This is a genomic window from Nocardia sp. NPDC058497 (assembly GCF_042720195.1).
Lineage (GTDB): Bacteria > Actinomycetota > Actinomycetes > Mycobacteriales > Mycobacteriaceae > Nocardia.
Genome location: NZ_JBHXMY010000064.1, coordinates 1 through 17725, shown reverse-complemented (window position 1 = coordinate 17725; position 17725 = coordinate 1). Strand labels below are relative to the sequence as shown.

The window sequence follows — 17725 nt, the reverse complement described above, 5'->3', positions numbered from 1 at the left end:
GTCGTATCCGATACGACCGGGGGTGGCAGTTTTCGCGGGGGTTGTCAGCTCTTGACGAGCTCCGGTGATTCGGGTTCGTCGGACTGTTCCGGAGCGTGCGCGCCGTGCGGGTTGCCGGAGCGGTTCGGCAGCAGGACCGCCATGGCGATGACGACCAGTGCCAGGGCTGCCGAGACCAGGAAGGCCAGGCGCATGCCGTCGAGGGTGGCGGTGGTCGGGTCGGTGCCGTCGGCGATGAGCGAGGTGCTGCGGGCCGACATGACCGTGACGACCAGGGCGGTGCCGAAGGCGGCCGCCACCTGCTGCAGGGTGCCGAGCATCGAGCTGCCGTGCGAGTACAGGTGCATCGGCAGGGCGCCGAGGCCGAGGGTGAACACCGGGGTGAACGCGGCGGCCAGCGAGACCATCAGCAGGACGTGCAGGCCCAGCAGCTGCCAGTACGGCATGGTCAGCGAGATCTGGGTGAAGCCGGCCAGCGAGACGGCGATGCCGATCGAGCCGGGGATCACCAGCGCGCGGCCGCCGAACTTGTCGAACAGGCGACCGACGGTCGGGCCGAGCAGACCCATCGCCAGACCACCCGGCATCACCAGCAGCCCGGTCTCCAGCGGGCTCAGGTGCCGCAGATTCTGCAGGTACAGCGGCAGCAGGATCATCGAACCCATCATCGCCAGGAACGCGATGGCCATCAGGACCAGCGCCTTGGCGTAGGTGCCCGACAGCAGCACCCGCAGGTCCAGCAGCGGGGTGCCGTCGCGCTGCAGCTGGACCTGACGCAGCGCGAACGCGGCGATCAGGGCGACGCCACCGGCCACGATCAGCGCCGGGACGGTGTAGCTGCCGCTGTGGAACTTGCTCAGACCGAACACGAGTCCACCGAAGCCGATGGCCGCCAGGAACACGCTGGGAATGTCGAGCACACCCGGCTGCGGTTCACCGACGTTCTCGAGCTGCCGCAGACCCAGCCAGGTGACCACACCGGCGATCGGCAGCATCACCACGAACAGCAACCGCCACGAGTCGAGCGCCGGGATGCTGATCTGCAGGATCAGGCCGGAGATGACCGGGCCCATGGCGGGCGCCACCGAGATGGCCAGCGTGACGTTGCCCATCACCCGGCCGCGGTCCTGCTCCGCTACGACGGTCATGAGGGTGGTCATCAGCAACGGCATCATCACCGCGGTGCCACCCGCCTGGATGATACGGCCGATCAGCAGCACCGCGAACGTCGGCGCGAGCGCCGAGAGCACGGTGCCGGCGATGAAGACGCCCATCGCGACCGCGTAGGCCTGGCGGGTCGTGACCCGCTGCAGGAACCAGCCGGTGGTCGGGATGATCGCGGCCATCGTCAGCATGAACGCGGTCGAAACCCACTGCGCGGCGACCTCGGTGACGTGCAGATCGCTCATCAGCCGCGGGATCGCGTTGATCATGATGGTTTCATTGAGGATGACGACGAAGGTCGCGAGCACCAGCACCCGGATGACGGTCGGTGTCCGGCCTTTCGTCATCGGCGGGGATAGTTCGGCTGGCATCGGGGTACCTCCAGGGGCAGCGGGTCGGCAGGGCGAGCGGTGGCCCGAGGCCGAGTCGACTGTGTCCCGGCACCACGAGAGAGAAGACGGATTCCGTCGGTCCAACTCATCGGGCGCGGGCCAGTATTCCGCTCCCCACCGACACAAATCATCTTGTTTTCGCCGCGACCGCCGCACCGGCATGATGGAAACGCGCAGGTCGGATGGGCTTCTCACCCGCCGATTCAACCGATGGTGAGCCTGATCACTCTCGGTGAATCGTTGCCGGAAAGGAGTCGCCGGGTCGGGCGTGGCTGAGTGTCTGCGCCGACCCGAAGGGGTATACCGGATCGGTGACTACATCGAGAGTGTGGCTTGCTGTGGTGTGCGCGATTGTCGCCTCGCTGGGCGGTGTCCAGGCGAAGGCCGAAACAACGGGGGCCCATGTGCGGGGGGAGGCGCCGCTCGGTGAGCGGGCCGTCCAATTCGATGTGTACTCACCCGCGATGGGTCGGATGATTCAGAACCGGGTGATCAAGGCGGCGAGTCCGGGAGCGCCGACGCTGTACCTGCTGACCGGCGTTGGCGGCGGTTCCGACGGGATCTCCTGGTGGGACGACACCGATGTGCAGCGGTTCTTCGCCGACAAGCACGTCAACGTGGTCATGCCGGTCGGCGGCGCGTTCACGCTGTACACCGACTGGATCGCCGACGATCCCACTGTCGGCCGGGTGCGCTGGGAGACCTACCTGACCGACGAACTGCCGGGCGTGATCGATAGCGTGCTCGGCGCGAGCGGACGCAATGCCATCGCCGGCGTGTCGATGAGCGCGGCCTCGGCGCTGGATCTGACCATCCGCGGCGGTTCCCGATTCTCCGCCGTCGCCGCGTTCAGCGGTTGCCCGTGGGCGGCGGACCCGTTCGGGATCGGCATGGCCAGCGCCCAAGCCGTCCGCGGCGGCGGCAATCCGGGCAACATGTGGGGCGTGCCAGGCAGCGCGGCGTGGCGCGAACACGATGTCTTCGCCAACGCGGGCGGGCTCGCGGGCAAGACGATCTTCCTGTCGGCCGCCACCGGCCTGCCCGGCAGGACCGACCGGGGGATGCCTATGCCGCCGGTCGAAGCGATCGCCGGGGCGTGCACGGCCGCCTTCGCGAACCGCCTGGCTCAGCTCGGCATCCCCGCCACCTACGTTCACCGGCCGACCGGCGCGCACACATGGGGCCAGTTCGAGACCGACCTGCACGAGGCCTGGCCGCACCTGGCCGCCGCCATCGGGGCCGCCTGAGCTCAGGCCTCCACGGCGGCCGGTTGCCCGGCCGGCGCCGGCGGGGCCACCACGGGTTCGGGCGCGATCTCGTAGTCGCGCTTGCCCCGCCGGAACCACCACTGCAGGACCCCGATGCCGATCAGCGCCAGCAGCGCGCTGGTGAGGCTGATCGACAGACCCGGCGGCCGCCAGGTGACGGTGAGCTGCGCGTTCTTGGTGCCCGGCGGGATATCGACGGCGAGGAACGTGCCCGCGACCGCCCTGGTGGGAATCTCGCGGTCGCCGAGCATGGCGGTGTAACCCGGCCAGGCCAAGCGGGACAGCACGATCCGGCCGCCGGTTCCGGAGGACACGGTGGCCCGATTGGTCAGGCCCGCCTCCGGCATCACGGTCGCGTGCACACCCGACTCGTGCGCGATGAGGTCGCCGGGGGAGGGCAGCGGATTGACCCGCTCGAGCACCCAGATCTGCTGCTCGTGACCGGGGTAGTGGACGAACTTCCAGCCCGCCGGAGCAGGCTTCTCACCCGCGTCGGGGTACTGGGAACGTTGCAGGACAACACGATCCAGCCGCATCAGATCGACGACGGGAGTCTCGGTCGACGGCTCGACCGCGAACACCCTGCGATACGCGTCAGGGCAGGTACCACCGTCCCAGGCCATGCACAGCAACCCGGCGAACGCCGCGTGCCCGACGGGGGTGTAGCCGTTGACGTACTGCAGGCCGAGGTTCTTGGCATAACTGCCGAGCGCGATCGAACCGTAGGTCCCCGCGAGGGTGCGCTCCTCGTCCCGCACCATGATCCGGTCGGCCAACTGCAGCGTGCGGCCGCCGAAATCGGGGAACGCGGCGGTCATCTCGGAGCGGCGTTCGGGGAACCCGTACGACAACGGCGTCGCGGGCGCCGCGGCCACCTGCGCGTAGGCGATGGGGAACGTCGCGACGATGGTCAGCGCGGCGGCGGCGGTGACTCCGCGGGTGCGTGCCAGCCAGACGACACCGGCGCCGAGCGCCACCACGACGACCACCGCGAGCACATGCCGCTCGACGAGTTTCGGCGCGGCGGAGAACGATCGGACGAACAGCAACCCGATCAGCGCGCCCGCCGCCGCGTACCGCCGCCGGGACGCGGCGAACACGCCGTAGCGGCTGAGCAGCACGCACACCAGCACCAACAGCGCGATCGCCAGCATCGGCAGCACCCTGGCGGGCCAGCGCAGCGGACCGATCGCGCCCGGTCCCGCCGTCCACATCAGCGCGGCGACCGCGAACAGCGCGATCCCGCTCCAGTCGGCGGCGGCGCGCGCGGCGGCCTTCCAGTCGATGAAGGCCAGCGCCGGGATCACGAACCACGCGATATAGACCATCGGCAACGGCTGTACATGGCCCCACCAGGCGGTGAACGCGGGCACCGTGCTGGGCAGGCTCGCATTGAGCGATTCCGACCACGGCACGGTCAGGAACGGGTCGTTGTGGATGGTGGAGACGTCACCGCGCCAGGTGGCCTGCGAGGACAGCAGGATCGGCAGGTTGGCCACCATCGCGCCGAGCACCGCGAGCCCGGACGCGGTGAGCAGCCGCAGCACCGGCGCCCACCGGCGCTGATACAGGTACTCGCCCGCGGCGACGGCGGCGATCATCAGGCCGGATTCGACGGCGGGGAAGGCGTATTGGATGGTCAGCGCCAGGTACAGGAACACGAACAGCGGGATCGGCCCGGTGCGTCCCCGCGCGTACAGCACGGCCGAGGCCCAGGCGTGCACGAGCCAGGCGGTACCGGTGTGCGAGGTGAACCAGCTGGCCTCGTCGAAGAACAGGAACCAGCCGCTGAACGGGAACGCGACGCCCGCCACCGCCGCCCAGGGCGCGCGGGCGCCGTAGGCCAGGCAGATTCGGAACACGCCGAGCGCCGCGATCGCGGAGAACACCAGCTTCACCGCGGTCGCGTACAACGCGAGATTGTCGAACGAGGGCGCGAGCAGGTACACCAGCAGCTGCGGCGGGTTGTAGAGCCCGGCCTCCTCGAGGCTGTAGTTGCCCGCCATCCATTCCCACGGCACCATCGCCGGGAACCGGCCTGCCCGCAGTTCGGTACCGAGCAGCTGCCACATCGGCACGTATTGCGCCTCGGTGTCGTCGGTGTAGAAGTGTCGCGGGTCGCCGAGCAAGACCGCGAGATAGCCGGCCAGTACCGCGATCACGACGATGATCGCCCACTGCGCCACTTGCTTTCGCGGTTCGAACGCCGCGCGTATCCACACGAGCGCGGGAGCATAGGGCATAGACGTGAATCGGACAATACGTGGGGATCTCACGGCGTGGTGGTGGACGTTTGTCCAGCTCAGGTGTGGTTAGGTTGGGGTAAGCACAACTCGGTGTGCCACCGCTGTCGGGTTCGAAGTTGGTAGCATGGCGCGACCGAGCCGACCCTTCGAGAGAGTCATCAATGCAGTTCGAAATCGTCGAGCGGGACGAGACATGGGTGGCCGGTCTACCGGTCCGCAGTCCCAAGCGCGCCCTCGGAGAGCTGCGCGACCGGGATCTCGAAGCCGCGTGGTCGGCTGTCCTGCACCAGGACCTCGGCGGTCCGCTGGCCAGCGCCTACACCGACTACACCGGTGAGCTGAGCACCTACAACACCCAGATCGTCGGCTACCAGTGCGATTCGCTCGATCAGGTGACCCGCGGACATCTGGCGGCCCGCCTGCCGCGCGGCACCTACGCGCGCTTCTCCTCGGTCGGTAACTTTCCGCAGGTGATGACGGATCTGTGGACCCAGATCGCCTATGCCGAGGAGCACAACCAGATCAAGCGCACCTTCACCGGCGATTTCGAGTGCTACCCGCACGCGTACAAGATCGACCTGTATCTGGCGGTCGATCCGCGATGACCTACACGATCGTCGTGCGCGGCAGCGCACTCTACGGTGGCCTGGTCGTGCCGCGGGTGCATCCGAGCTTCAAGGTCAGCAACAGCGACCTGATCGAGTTCCTCAAGGACCGCCTGCGCGACCGGCCCGGCGGGAGTGAACCGCTGCACACGGTCTACGTCCCCGACCCGGCGGGCAACTGGAACGCGCTGGTGGCGCGGGAATACGCGAGCCCGGACGATGTCCCGGTCGGCGACCTCATGGTGCGGGTGCCCCGGGGCATCTACGCGCGGTTCGCGCCCAACGGCGACTATCACGATCCGGTCGAGGACGTGTGGGCCCAGGTCGACGACGCGACGGCGTCGGCGGAGATCTCGCGCGCCTATCGCGAGGAGATCGAGGTCTGGCACGGCCCGGACACCGTAGAATTGTTCGTTTCGATCACGGCCGATAGCTAAGAATTAGCTAGATTCAAACCGATCGGTCTTGATCTTGTCGCCATCACTCTGAGCACACGTTCTGACCTGCGGATACTTCACCCGCCGTAACGGGTTTCCGGAAAATTAGCCACTCGCCTGGTGTATTCCATTCGGATGACGGATACTGCACGAGTCGGCATCGGTAGGACGCCGACCGCGCGCGGGCGCGTAGCACGGAGCTAGGAACACGATGGCTGTCGAAGCAGCGCGCAACGACGCGGGGTTGCGGCGCGTTCACCGTGGCGCCGGATGGCCCGCGATGACGCGGTTCGTGGTGCGGACCCGCCGATGATCGAACCGGACCCGCAGACGGCGGACTACCGCCCCTTTGTGCTCGATCCGGCCGATCACGCCGACGCGGCAACCTTGCGGCAGCTGGCCGGGTCGGCAGGCATCCGCCGATACGACCTGCGCGCCGGGATGCGCGCCGAACTGGCCGAGCTCACCGGCCCGCCGCCCGGACTCGATCCGGGCGAGGAACGGTGGGTCTACTACCCGTGGCGCCACGCCCTCGTCGCGATCCTCGGCCCCGCCGCGTTCCGGGCGATCCGCACCGATCGCAATCGCAACAAGCTCACCCGCGGCGAACAGCAGCGCCTCGCGCAGCTGGCGGTCGGTGTCGTCGGGCAGAGCGTCGGCCATTCGGTCGCGTACACGCTGGCGCTGGAAGGCGCGTGCGGACTGCTGCGGCTGGCCGACTTCGACGCCATCGAGCTGTCGAATCTGAACCGGGTTCCGGGCGGGTTGTTCGATGTCGGCGTCAACAAGTCCGTCGTCACCGCCCGCCGGATCGCCGAACTCGATCCGTATCTGCCGGTCGAGATCTGGCAGACGGGCGTGCTGATCGACACGGTCGACGAGTTCCTCGACGGACTCTCGGTGGTTGTCGAGGAATGCGATTCGCTCGACATCAAATTCGCGGTCCGCGAGGCCGCGCGCAGGCGGCGCATCCCGCTGCTCATGGACACCAGCGACCGCGGCCTGTTCGACGTCGAACGCTACGACCTCGAACCCGGGCGCGAGCCCTTCCATGGCCTGCTCGGCGCGACCACCGGCGCCCAGCTGGCCGACCTCGACACCAAGGCCAAGGCGCCGCACGTGCTGCGCATCCTCGATCCCGGCCAGCTCTCCTCGCGGATGGCCGCCAGCCTGGCCGAGGTCGGCGAGACCATCACCACCTGGCCGCAATTGGGCAGTGACGTGCAGCTGGGCGCGGCCATCGTGACCGCGGCCGTGCGCCGGATCGGGCTCGGCGCCAAGCTGTCCTCCGGCCGGACCCGCGTCGACCTCGAGGCGGCGCTGGACTCGCTGGCCGAACCCGGCTACCTCGACGAGGGCATCGACGCCGTGCCCGAGCCCCCCGCCGACGCGCCACCGGCCGACCCCGTCGCGGCGATCCTGGCCTGCGCCCAGCGCGCGCCATCGGGCGGCAATGCGCAGCCGTGGCGATTACGCGCCGAACCGGGGCTGATCGAGATCACCCTCGATCCCACCGGCTCCACCACGATGGACATCGGGCTGCGCGGCAGTGCCGTCGCGGTCGGCGCGGCCGTGCACAACGCCCGCGCCGCGGCGGCCGCCCACGGCCTGCTCGGCGAGCCGCGATGGCTCGTCGACGACCCGGCCACGCCCTTGCTCGCCCGGCTGCCGCTGCACGAGGGGACCGACCCCGATCTGGCCGCCGACTATCCCCTCGCTCTGGAGCGGCACACCAACCGCAGACTCGGCGCGCCGACCCCGCTACCGGGGACCGTCGTGCCCGCGCTCGGCACCGCCGCCGCGGCCGAGGACGCCACCGTGCACGCGATCACCGGCGCGGACGCACTGGCCGAGGCGGCCGCGCTGCTGGGCGCCAGCGACCGGGTCCGCTATCTCACACCCCAGCTGCACGGCCAGCTCTACGCCGAATTGCGCTGGCCCGGCGAGGATCTGCGCACCGGCATCGACGTGCGCACCCTCGAGCCCGCGCCGGACGAACTGGCCAAGCTTCAGGTCGGCCGCCGCACCGATGTGATGGACCGGCTGCGCGAGTGGTCGGCGGGCGCCGCGCTCGGGGAATCCACCGTCGACCGGGTGCGGGCCAGCTCGGCTCTGGTGGCGATCGGTTTCCGCGCTCGTGCAGGGGGTATCCCGGATCTGGCCGACTACGCGAGAGCCGGTGCCGCGGTGGAAAGAGTGTGGCTACGGGCGCAACTGCTGGGGCTGGCGGTGCAGCCGGTGTCCCCGGTGTTCCTGTACGCCGACCGACGCGAGGATTTGCGCATCGTTTCTCCCGAGTTCACAGATACACTTGCCACCATTCAGAGGCGTTTCCAGGACCTGATGGGACTCCCTGAGGATGAGAACGTGGCATTGGTTCTTCGTCTGAGCTACGCCGCGGCTGCGAGCGTTCGCAGTCGACGGTTGCCGGTGCCCGGCAGTAGGAACGACGGATAGCGCGGATCGGAGACAACGTGCCTCGGCAAACGCTCGACTCACTGGTGACGCAGGTCGCCTCCGAGTTGATGGGTGTCGACGCCACGACCATGGTGGCGGCGAGCGAGCGGGTGCTCGCCGCTCTTGTCGAGCACTTCGACGTCGACGTCAGCTATCTGCGCCACACCGACCGGGCGCGGCGCGCGACCGTCCTGGTTGCCGAATGGCCGCGCAGGCCCGAGGTCCCCGACCCCGACCCGCTGCACACGGTCGAGTTCGAGCACGCCGACTCGGTCTTCCGCGCCCTCGAATTCGCGACCGAGCCGCTGATCGTGCGTCCCGGCCACGACAGCGCCGACTACCAGGAGACGATCCGCAAGTCCTCGGGCATTCCCGAGGTGGCCATGGCCTGCGTGCCGCTGGTCTCGCGCGGCGAGTCGACCGGGGTCCTCGGCTTCGTGAAGATGGGCGACCGCGCCTGGTCCAAGCGCGAACTCAATGTCCTCAAGGCCATCGCCGCGCTGTTCGCCCAGTTGCAGGCCCGCGTGGTCGCCGAGGAGAAGCTGCGCTATATCGCCCTGCACGACGACCTGACCGGCCTGGCCAACCGCCGCGCCCTGCTCGAATACATGGAGGAGCGGCTGCGCCCGGGCGAACCGGGCCCGATCGCCACCTTCTTCCTCGACCTGGACCGGCTCAAGGCGCTCAACGACTTCCTCGGCCACAGCGCGGGCGACAACTTCATCCGCACGCTGGCCCGCAGGCTCAAACAGAACCTCGAGCCCGGCGACATGATCGCGCGGCTCGGCGGCGACGAGTTCGTCATCGTGCCCGCGGCGCCGATGGACGCGGTGGCCGCCGAGCTCGAGGCGACCAGGATCCAGCAGCTCATCGGCCGCCGGGTCTCGGTGGGCCAGGAGTCGGTCAGCCGCGGGGTGAGTGTCGGTGTGGCGCTGGGCATTCCGGGGGAGACCTCGGTGTCGGACGTGCTGCGCCGCGCCGACCACGCCCTGCTGTCGGCGAAATCCGGTGGCGGCAACGGGGTCGCGGTGTTCACCGACGCCATGCGCGCGCAGTTCGAACTCCAGGACGATGTGGAGCTGAACCTGCGCAGCGCGGTGTCCGACGGCTCGCTGGTGCTGCACTACCAACCCGAGGTCGACCTGCGCACCGGCCGGATCGTGGCGCTGGAAGCGCTGGTCCGCTGGCAGCACCCGACGCGCGGACTGCTGCCGCCCGGCGCGTTCGTCTCGGTGGCCGAGGCCACCAACCTGGCCGGTGAACTCGGCCGGTGGGTGATCCGTTCGGCCTGTTCGCAATTCGCCGACTGGCGCCGCCGCGGGCTGGCCGCCAATGTGGTGATCCGGATCAATGTGTCGCCGGTGCAGCTGGTCAGCGCCGATTTCGTCGAGCGCATCGAGGACATCCTTCGCCTGTTCGGGATCGACGGCAGCTCGGTCTGCCTCGAGATCACCGAGCATGTCGTCGTGCAGGACCTCGTGCGGACCAGGCTCACTCTGCGCGGGCTCAAGCGGATGGGCGTGCAGATCGCCATCGACGACTTCGGCACCGGCTACAGCTCGCTGTCGCACCTCAAGGCGCTGCCGGTCGACGCGGTGAAGATCGACCGCGGTTTCGTGCAGCGGCTCGGCGACAGCAACGACGACCTGGCGATCGTGAAGTCGATCATCGGCCTGGCCGGCTCGTTCGGGCTCGGTGTGGTCGGCGAGGGCGTCGAGACTCCGATGGCGGCCAGGACGCTGGTCGGCCTCGGTTGCTATCGCGCGCAGGGCTTCCTCATCGCCCGGCCCATGCCCGCCGAGGAAGTCGAGACGCAGTTGCGGGAAGGGCGCATCCCCCTCGACCTCGATCTGCCACGCGCGGGACGCGGCGTGGCGCCGAACTGATCGCGGCGATGCCTGCCGGGGAGTGGCTGCTGATCGAGACCCTCGTCGAGGATCTCGACCCCACCGTCGTCGCGGAAGGCGCGCAGGTCAGGCAGTGGGCGGGACCGGTGTGGCTGCACCGCAAACTCGGGCAGGCGCGCGCGGGTGTCGCCGCTGCGGCGGTGCGGCGCTGCCGGGCCGACCAGGTGCCGGTGCGGGAAGAGGCCGACGGACTGCTGGTGCTGGCCGAGCCGGTCCGCTGCGCGTTCGACGGGATCCACGGTGTCCAGCTGTGGGCCGGGCCGGTGGCGGCGCCGGTGCCGCCGCGGCGGCCGGTGGCGGCGTGGGACTGGGAGGCCGACACCGAACTCGCCTACCACGGACCAGGTTTGGAGGAGCTCATCTTCGCCCGCGATCCGGCCGAGGTGCGGGTGGTCCGCACCCCACCGGACGCCTTCGGCCGGATGGTGCGGTTCGACGGCAGGGTCGAGTACTTCGCGATGGCCACCGGGCTCGTGCCCGGCGGGCACTGGCAGGGCGAGGTCGACATGCTCGGCGACGACGACGCGGTGCGCAGGTTCCAGATGATCGCCAGGGCCGCACCGCGGACGCGCCGGGTGAGCGGTCTGATGCACGCCGTCCCCGAACACAACGGGGTGCCCGATCCGGATGTGACCATGTTGCGCGCGGTATCGCAGCGCGCCGGTGTCGGCGTCGGCCTCGTCGAGCTGTCCAGCGCGATCATCTACGAATGGGCCGCCGAGCCGCTGCCCCCGCTGGACCGCTGGGCGGTGGAACGGCCCACCGTCGACCCGGACGACCTGGCCGCGTTGCGCGCCGCCTGCGCCGATGTCGCGCGCGAGCCGGGGACGGCCGAGCGGCTCGTGCTGCGGGTGCGCTTCGCCGAGGGCGAGTGGATCACCGCGCAGGCCGAACTGGTCGCGATGACCACGGCCGCGTTCGGACACGGCCTGCTGCGGGTCTGGTTCGACGAGCCGGAGTCCGGTTAGCCGCATCTTTCGCGGCTGTTCACGCGCTGTTCCACGGGCCGGTTCCCGGGTGCACCCGCGTCGCTGAACGATCGGGGAGTGCGCATCGTGCAGCTCGCCAACTTCTACGGCCCGCGATCGGGCGGGCTGCGCACCGCCTTGCGCCACCTCGGCGAGGGGTATGTCGCGGCAGGTCACGAGGTGGTGCTGATCGTGCCGGGGCCCCGGCACGGCGAGGAAGTGCTGCCCACGGGCGCACTGCGGATCACCTTGCCCGCGCTGGCGATTCCGTGCACCGGTGGTTACCGCGCGGCCGATCCGCGGCGGGTGGCCGATGTGCTCGGCGGGCTGCGGCCCGACGTGCTCGAGGTCTCCGATCGGCTCACCCTGCGCGGTTTCGGGCGCTGGGCCCGGCGACGCGGGGTCGCGAGCGTGATGATCTCGCACGAACGACTCGACAGGCTGCTCGGCCAGTTCCTGCCCGGGCCCGCCGCCCGCCGCTGCGCCGACGTCGCCAACCGGCGCACCGCCGACGACTACGACATGGTCGTCTGCACGACCGACTTCGCGCGCGAGGAATTCCAGCGGATCGGCGCACCCAATGTGGAACTGGTCCCGCTCGGCGTCGACCTCGACCTGTTCAGCCCCCGCCGCCGCGACCACCGTCTGCGCGCCGACCTCGGCGTCGCCGGGCATCCGATGCTGGTGCACTGCGGCAGGCTGTCGGTGGAGAAACGGGTCGACCGCAGCATCGAAGCGATCGGCGCCCTGCACCGCGCCGGCGTCCCCGCCCGGCTGGTCGTCGCGGGCGACGGCCCACGCCGCGAGTCGCTCGAACGCCGCGCCCGCGCGATGCCCGCCCTCCCCGGCGGCGAACCGTCGGTCCACTTCACCGGATTCATCAGCGACCGCGCGATGGTCGCGAAACTCCTTGCCACCGCCGATGTCTCATTGGCCCCCGGCCCCCACGAAACCTTCGGACTCGCCGCCCTCGAAGCTCTCGCCGCAGGCACCCCCGTCGTAGCCAGCCGCTCCTCGGCGCTGGCCGACATCGTCACCGCCGACTGCGGCGCCATCGCCGCCGACCGCCCCCGAGCCTTCGCCCGAGCCGTCACCGACGTCCTCGCCCTGCCGACCACCGGCCGCCGCAAAGCCGCCCGCACCCGCGCCGAACAATTCACCTGGCCCCGAGCGGTAGCAGGCATGCTCGCGGTTCTGGACCGGTGAGGTGTCCGTCGCTCGTGGCTGTGTAGGCACTGCCCCTACCTTGATACATAAGGATTTGTTATACTCGAAGCCGTGCGATGGAGCATTGTGCTACTCGAGCCTGTCAATGATTGGTTTCTCGACCTGGTCAAGAACGAGCCGCGAATCGCCGACAAGATCGAGGAGGCGCTGGACGAACTGGCTGCGCGTGGCCCAGACCTGGGTAGGCCGCTGGTCGATCGGATCCAGTCCAGTAGAACCTTGCACAACTTGAAGGAACTTCGGCCACGGACTCCGGCGGGCTCCGAGATCAGGATGCTGTTCGTGTTCGATCCAACACGGGAGGCGATCGTTCTGGTCGCGGGAGACAAGACGGGGCAATGGAAGCGCTGGTATCGCGAGGCGATTCCGCTGGCAGAAGAGCGTTATATCCAGTATCGGGAAGCGGAGGACGGAGCATGAAGGGCATTCCTTGGGAGGAAACAAAGCGCCGAGCTCGTGAACTCGACCCGACTTGGGATTCGCCCGAGCGGGTCGCGAGTCGCGAGGAGAGCCGCGAGCAGATGCGGGCCGAGCAGCGTGGCAACCAGCTCGCGGAACTCCGTAACCAATGCGGCGTCACCCAGGCTGAAGTCGCCCGGTTGATGGGGGTGTCGCAGGCGAGAGTTTCGCAGATCGAGCATGGTCAGATCACGTCGATGGACTCGGTCCGCGACTATATTGTCGCGCTCGGTGGAACATTGGACGTCGTTGCACACGTTGGCGATCGGACCGTCAAGGTCGCCTGACTGCGGTGGCAGGTCAGGCAGGACCGGCCGAGCGAAGCTCTGGTCGAGCAGCTCGGACCGCACGCGAAGGAGGTTGTCGTGACCACTGCGGAGATGCTGGAAGCCAGGGGTGAAGCTCGAGGCGAGGCCCGGGGGCAGGTCAAGGGGCAAGCCGACTTGCTGATCCGACTTCTCGAACGCAAGTTCGGCGAGGTCCCGGCTACCGCGATTCGCCGGGTTCGGACCGCAAAACTGCCGGACCTGCACCGTTGGGCCGATCAGATCCTCACCGCGACCACGATCGACGACACGCTCGCCTGACACTGGCGATCGGCCACGGTCGCACTGTCGGACGTGCTCGCTGAGTTGTTCGGCCGCCCGATGGTGCTGCGAGGGGATGGGTCATCCTCCGCAATTTTCGAAGTCGGCTCGGATTCGTTTCTGGATGTCGGCGCTGACAGGTGTTAGTGCGGCCGCGCCGAACTGACCGCTGGAGCATTCGTAGATGACCGCGCTTCCGGGACTCACGTGCGTGCCTTGGGGAAACTGCCAGTGCAGCTCGAGTGGGTGCTCAACGGTGGGTCTCACGATGGCGATGAGGTACTTATACAAACCCGGGGTCGTGGTCAGCTGCAGTTGGGCCTGGTCGGGCAGTTCAGCTGGACATCGAGCACGCGAGCGCCGGGGCCTTCCGCGCCGAGGCGGTCGTGTTCATTGACGAGCTTGCACGAGCCCAGCGACAGGCAGCCGCAGCCGATGCAGCCGGTGAGGTTGTCGCGCAGGCGGGTGAGCTGGACGATGCGGTCGTCGAGGTCCTCCCGCCAGGTGGTCGAGAGAGTCTCCCAGTCGCGGCGCGTAGGCGTGCGGCCCTCGGGCAGCCGGTCCAGCGCCGAGCGGATCTCACTGAGCGGGATCCCCACCCGCTGCGAGATCCGGATGAACGCGACCCGGCGCAGAGTTTCGCGAGCGTAGCGACGTTGATTGCCGCTGGTTCGACGACTCGATATGAGACCTTCGCGTTCGTAGAAGTGCAACGCGGACACTGCAACTCCACTACGCTCGGATAGCTGCCCGGGGGTCAGCTCCTTCGTTTGCCAATCGGCCGTCGTCATCCTGCGCTCCTCCCGTTTTCGCCCTCAACAATACTTGAGGTTTTCGTGTCGTGTACGAAAACGGCCGGACTCTCGCAGGCCAGGTCTGCGGGTCTTCCGTGCCGACACGGGCTCCTCGGATTACGGTTTCCGCATGGGAACCGCCCCCGACTCGCGCCTGGCCGTCACCTCCGAGGTCGGCACGCTCCGGACGGTGCTGCTGCACCGGCCCGGTGACGAACTGCGCAGGCTCACCCCGAGCAACAACGATCAGCTGCTCTTCGACGGCATCCCGTGGGTGGAACGCGCCCAAGCCGAGCACGACGCCTTCGCCGCCCTGCTGCGCGAACGCGGCGTGGAAGTGCTGCTGCTGTCCGAGTTGCTGGCCGAAACGCTCGAGGTGAGCGGCGCGGCCAGAATCCAGGGTATCTCCGCCGCCGTCGATGCCCGCAGGCTCGGGCACGGCCTGGCCGACCAGCTGGCCGCCGAACTGCGCAAATTCGAGGCGCGCGAGCTCGCCGACATCCTGATGGCCGGGATGACCTTCGACGAACTGCCCTTCGGCCCCGACACCACCTCGCTGGTGCGCCGGATGCACCACGGCGCCGATTTCGTCATCGATCCACTGCCCAATCTGCTGTTCACCCGCGACTCCTCGTTCTGGGTCGGGCCGAAGGTCGCGATCACCTCCCTCGCCCTGCCCGCCCGGCACCGCGAGACCTCGATCACCGATCTCGTCTACGCCTTCCACCCGCGTTTCCTCGGCGTGCGCCGGGCCTACGAATCGCACACCGCGCCGATCGAGGGCGGCGACGTGCTGCTGCTCACGCCGGGCGTGGTGGCGGTCGGCGTCGGCGAGCGGACCACGCCCGCCGGCGCGGAAGCGTTGGCGCGCAGCCTCTTCGACGACGATCTCGCCCACACCGTGCTGGTGGTGCCGATCGCGCAGAACCGCGCGACCATGCACCTGGACACCGTGTGCACGATGGTCGACACCGACGCGGTGGTGATGTATCCGGGCGTGCGGGAATCCTTGCAGGCCTTCACGATCCGCCGCGAAGACAGTTTCTCCGGCCACGGTGACCTGGACCGGATCAGCATCACCGGACCCGAACCGTTCCTGCCCGCCGCGGCCGCCGCCATGGGCATCGCGCGCCTGCGGGTGATCGACACCGGCCGCGACGGGCCGACCGCCGAACGTGAACAGTGGGATGATGGCAACAACACCCTGGCTCTGGCGCCGGGCGTGGTCGTCGCCTACGAACGCAACGAGATGACCAATTCGCGGCTGATCGACGCCGGGGTCGAGGTACTCACGATCCAGGGGTCGGAGCTGGGCTCCGGCCGTGGCGGTCCGCGCTGCATGTCCTGCCCACTGGCCCGAGACGAGGTGTGAGCGATCATGTTCCACGTCGAGCTGTCCGCCGATTCCACGCAGCCGCCGTATGAGCAGCTGCGCATGGCCGTGATCGAACAGGTCCACGCCGGCACGCTCACCGCGGGCACCAAGATCCCCACCGTCCGCGCACTGGCCGCCGATCTTGGCATCGCCCCCAACACCGTCGCCCGCGCCTACCGCGAACTCGAGGCCGACGGCGTCCTCGAAACCCGGGGCCGCCAAGGCTCCTTCATCGCCTCCTCCGGCGACCCCACCCGCGACGTCGCGGGACGCGCCGCCGTCGACTACGTGACGACGATCCGCCGCCTCGGCCTCACCGACGCCGACGCGCTCGAGTTCGTTCAGCGCACACTCGACAGCTGAGCTCTAGCGCCAGCTCGGTAGCCAGAGGTGGTCTTGCCAGCTGGCTGAGGTGATGGGATGGGCGGTGAGGATCGGCCACAGCCAAACGAAGTTCGCGATCACCAGGCCCAGGTAGATGCTGACGATGAGCAGTCCGAGCGCGTACCGCTCGTTCACCGGCGCGGGCAGATAGGTGCCGGTCGGACTGCGGGGTATCCCCGCGGGCCTGGCGGACCCGAGGATGTCGCCGAGGATCAGCGCGACGCCCATGGCCAGGAACGGCGCGAGGACCACCGCGTAGAAGAAGTACATCTGCCGGTCGAGGGTGAGGAACCAGGGCAGCAGGCCCGCGCCGTAGCCGACCAGGACGGCGGCGTAGCGCCAGTCCTTGCGCACGACCGAGCGCCACACCATCCAGCCGAGCGCGGGCAGCGCCAGCCACCACAGCGCGGGCGTGCCGACCGCCATCACGGCCTTCACGCACTGTGCCTCGCCGCAGCCGGTGACGGTGCCGTCGGCGTAGTAGTAGAGCATCGGGCGCAGGCCCATCGGCCAGGTCCACGGCTTGGACTCCCACGGGTGGTGGTTGCCCGCCGAGTTGGTGAGACTCGAATGGAAGTCCAGGGTTTCGCCCTGGTAGTACCAGAGCGAGCGCAGCGCGTCGGGCAGGAACGTGAACGGGCCGCCGGTGCCGATCTGGTTGCCGACCGCGTACCGGTACACCCCGCTCTCGCTGGCGAACCAGGCCCAATACGAGGACAGATAGACCACCAGCGGAATGACGACCAGCGCGTACAGCGCCGGGCCGACGTCACGGACCAGCGTGCCGACCCACGGCTTGCGCACCCCGTACGCGCGCCGGGCGCTCACGTCGAAGGCCACGCTCAGCAGCCCGAAGAACATGATGAAGTAGATGCCCGACCATTTGGTGCCGCACGCCAGCCCGAGCAGCACGCCCGCGCCGAAGCGCCACCAGCGCACGCCGAGTCGCGGTCCCCAGTCGGTGATCCCGATCCGGCCCGCCAGGTCGGCGGCGGCCATCCGTTCGCGGACCTCGTCGCGGTCGACGATCAGGCAGCCGAACGCGGCGGTCACCAGCAGCGCCATGAAGATGTCGAGCATGCCGATGCGGGAGGAGACGAAGGTCAGCCCGTCGGCGATGAGCAGGATGCCCGCGAACGCGCCGATCAGCGTCGAACGCGACATGCGGCGCACGATCCGGATCACCAGCAGCACCAGGACGGTACCCGCCAGCGCCGCGGTGCCGCGCCAGCCCCACGCGTTGTAGCCGAACAGGGCCTCGCTGATCGCGATGAACTGTTTGCCGACCGGCGGATGCACCACCAGCCCGTAGGCGGGGTTGTCCTCCACGCCGCCGCCGGTGACCATCTGCCAGGCCTGTGGCGCGTAGTGCTTCTCGTCGAAGACGGGGGTGCGCGCGTCGGTCGGGTAGTTCAGGTTCGCGAAGCGGGTGATCGCCGCGATCACCGCGAGCAC

The 17725-nt window shown here is 69.1% G+C and carries 16 protein-coding genes; 12 read left to right on the top strand and 4 right to left on the bottom strand.

Features of this window, described 5'->3' with window-relative positions:
- Window positions 1-44: 44 nt before the first annotated feature.
- A complete protein-coding gene (locus ACFWPJ_RS07365) occupies window positions 45-1535 on the bottom strand; it encodes an MDR family MFS transporter (protein WP_378848349.1) in 1491 nt (496 codons plus the stop codon).
- A gap of 332 nt (window positions 1536-1867) precedes the next feature.
- On the opposite strand from ACFWPJ_RS07365, the gene ACFWPJ_RS07360 reads away from it, so the two are divergent.
- Window positions 1868-2803, top strand: coding sequence for an alpha/beta hydrolase (locus ACFWPJ_RS07360; RefSeq protein ID WP_378848347.1), 936 nt, complete (start codon window positions 1868-1870; stop codon window positions 2801-2803).
- Between the two features lie 2 nt (window positions 2804-2805).
- Here the strand turns inward: ACFWPJ_RS07360 and ACFWPJ_RS07355 are convergent, their stop codons facing one another.
- Entirely contained in the window at window positions 2806-5067 is a 2262-nt protein-coding gene (locus ACFWPJ_RS07355) for a hypothetical protein (protein ID WP_378848345.1), read from the bottom strand.
- Between the two features lie 164 nt (window positions 5068-5231).
- Between ACFWPJ_RS07355 and ACFWPJ_RS07350 the strand changes: the two genes are divergently transcribed.
- The 9 genes from ACFWPJ_RS07350 to ACFWPJ_RS07310 all read left to right on the top strand — a co-directional run bounded on the left by ACFWPJ_RS07350 (window position 5232) and on the right by ACFWPJ_RS07310 (window position 13717).
- Window positions 5232-5675, top strand: coding sequence for a GyrI-like domain-containing protein (locus ACFWPJ_RS07350; protein WP_189025953.1), 444 nt, complete (start codon window positions 5232-5234; stop codon window positions 5673-5675).
- Window positions 5672-6112, top strand: a complete 441-nt coding sequence (locus tag ACFWPJ_RS07345; RefSeq protein ID WP_378848342.1) for an AraC family transcriptional regulator — start codon at window positions 5672-5674, stop codon at window positions 6110-6112. Before ACFWPJ_RS07350 ends, ACFWPJ_RS07345 begins: the two co-directional genes overlap by 4 nt.
- Before the next feature lie 309 nt (window positions 6113-6421).
- Window positions 6422-8569, top strand: coding sequence for an Rv1355c family protein (locus ACFWPJ_RS07340; protein ID WP_378848353.1), 2148 nt, complete (start codon window positions 6422-6424; stop codon window positions 8567-8569).
- Between the two features lie 68 nt (window positions 8570-8637).
- A complete protein-coding gene (locus ACFWPJ_RS07335; protein WP_378848351.1) occupies window positions 8638-10455 on the top strand; it encodes a putative bifunctional diguanylate cyclase/phosphodiesterase in 1818 nt (605 codons plus the stop codon).
- 8 nt (window positions 10456-10463) lie between these two features.
- Window positions 10464-11444: a GAF domain-containing protein gene (locus ACFWPJ_RS07330; protein WP_378848339.1), complete on the top strand. Its 981-nt coding sequence runs from the start codon at window positions 10464-10466 to the stop codon at window positions 11442-11444.
- Between the two features lie 78 nt (window positions 11445-11522).
- Window positions 11523-12650 (top strand): glycosyltransferase, encoded by a 1128-nt coding sequence (locus ACFWPJ_RS07325; protein WP_378848338.1) that lies wholly within the window; start codon window positions 11523-11525, stop codon window positions 12648-12650.
- 72 nt (window positions 12651-12722) lie between these two features.
- Window positions 12723-13091: a type II toxin-antitoxin system RelE/ParE family toxin gene (locus ACFWPJ_RS07320; RefSeq protein WP_378848336.1), complete on the top strand. Its 369-nt coding sequence runs from the start codon at window positions 12723-12725 to the stop codon at window positions 13089-13091.
- Window positions 13088-13417, top strand: a complete 330-nt coding sequence (locus tag ACFWPJ_RS07315) for a helix-turn-helix domain-containing protein (protein ID WP_378848333.1) — start codon at window positions 13088-13090, stop codon at window positions 13415-13417. The genes ACFWPJ_RS07320 and ACFWPJ_RS07315 overlap by 4 nt, the downstream gene beginning before the upstream one ends.
- A gap of 78 nt (window positions 13418-13495) precedes the next feature.
- A complete protein-coding gene (locus ACFWPJ_RS07310) occupies window positions 13496-13717 on the top strand; it encodes a DUF4351 domain-containing protein (RefSeq protein WP_378848331.1) in 222 nt (73 codons plus the stop codon).
- 305 nt (window positions 13718-14022) lie between these two features.
- On the opposite strand, the gene soxR is transcribed toward ACFWPJ_RS07310, so the two are convergent.
- A complete protein-coding gene (gene soxR / locus ACFWPJ_RS07305) occupies window positions 14023-14508 on the bottom strand; it encodes a redox-sensitive transcriptional activator SoxR (RefSeq protein ID WP_378848329.1) in 486 nt (161 codons plus the stop codon).
- Between the two features lie 133 nt (window positions 14509-14641).
- Between soxR and arcA the strand changes: the two genes are divergently transcribed.
- Complete coding sequence (gene arcA / locus ACFWPJ_RS07300; RefSeq protein ID WP_378848328.1) at window positions 14642-15883, top strand: arginine deiminase; 1242 nt, start codon at window positions 14642-14644, stop codon at window positions 15881-15883.
- A 6-nt stretch (window positions 15884-15889) separates the two neighbouring features.
- On the top strand, window positions 15890-16249 hold the full coding sequence (locus ACFWPJ_RS07295; RefSeq protein ID WP_378848326.1) for a GntR family transcriptional regulator: 360 nt from the start codon (window positions 15890-15892) through the stop codon (window positions 16247-16249).
- A 3-nt stretch (window positions 16250-16252) separates the two neighbouring features.
- On the opposite strand, the gene ACFWPJ_RS07290 is transcribed toward ACFWPJ_RS07295, so the two are convergent.
- On the bottom strand, window positions 16253-17725 hold a 1473-nt coding region (locus ACFWPJ_RS07290; RefSeq protein ID WP_378848323.1), incomplete at its 5' end, for a dolichyl-phosphate-mannose--protein mannosyltransferase.

Coding starts and splice junctions, on each gene's coding strand:
- ACFWPJ_RS07330 (WP_378848339.1), top strand. CDS start 10,464: ATGCCTGCCGGGGAGTGGCTGCTGATCGAGACCCTCGTCGAGGATCTC.
- ACFWPJ_RS07350 (WP_189025953.1), top strand. CDS start 5,232: ATGCAGTTCGAAATCGTCGAGCGGGACGAGACATGGGTGGCCGGTCTA.
- soxR (WP_378848329.1), bottom strand. CDS start 14,508: ATGACGACGGCCGATTGGCAAACGAAGGAGCTGACCCCCGGGCAGCTA.
- arcA (WP_378848328.1), top strand. CDS start 14,642: ATGGGAACCGCCCCCGACTCGCGCCTGGCCGTCACCTCCGAGGTCGGC.
- ACFWPJ_RS07355 (WP_378848345.1), bottom strand. CDS start 5,067: ATGCCCTATGCTCCCGCGCTCGTGTGGATACGCGCGGCGTTCGAACCG.
- ACFWPJ_RS07315 (WP_378848333.1), top strand. CDS start 13,088: ATGAAGGGCATTCCTTGGGAGGAAACAAAGCGCCGAGCTCGTGAACTC.
- ACFWPJ_RS07365 (WP_378848349.1), bottom strand. CDS start 1,535: ATGCCAGCCGAACTATCCCCGCCGATGACGAAAGGCCGGACACCGACC.
- ACFWPJ_RS07335 (WP_378848351.1), top strand. CDS start 8,638: ATGGGTGTCGACGCCACGACCATGGTGGCGGCGAGCGAGCGGGTGCTC.
- ACFWPJ_RS07345 (WP_378848342.1), top strand. CDS start 5,672: ATGACCTACACGATCGTCGTGCGCGGCAGCGCACTCTACGGTGGCCTG.
- ACFWPJ_RS07295 (WP_378848326.1), top strand. CDS start 15,890: ATGTTCCACGTCGAGCTGTCCGCCGATTCCACGCAGCCGCCGTATGAG.
- ACFWPJ_RS07340 (WP_378848353.1), top strand. CDS start 6,422: ATGATCGAACCGGACCCGCAGACGGCGGACTACCGCCCCTTTGTGCTC.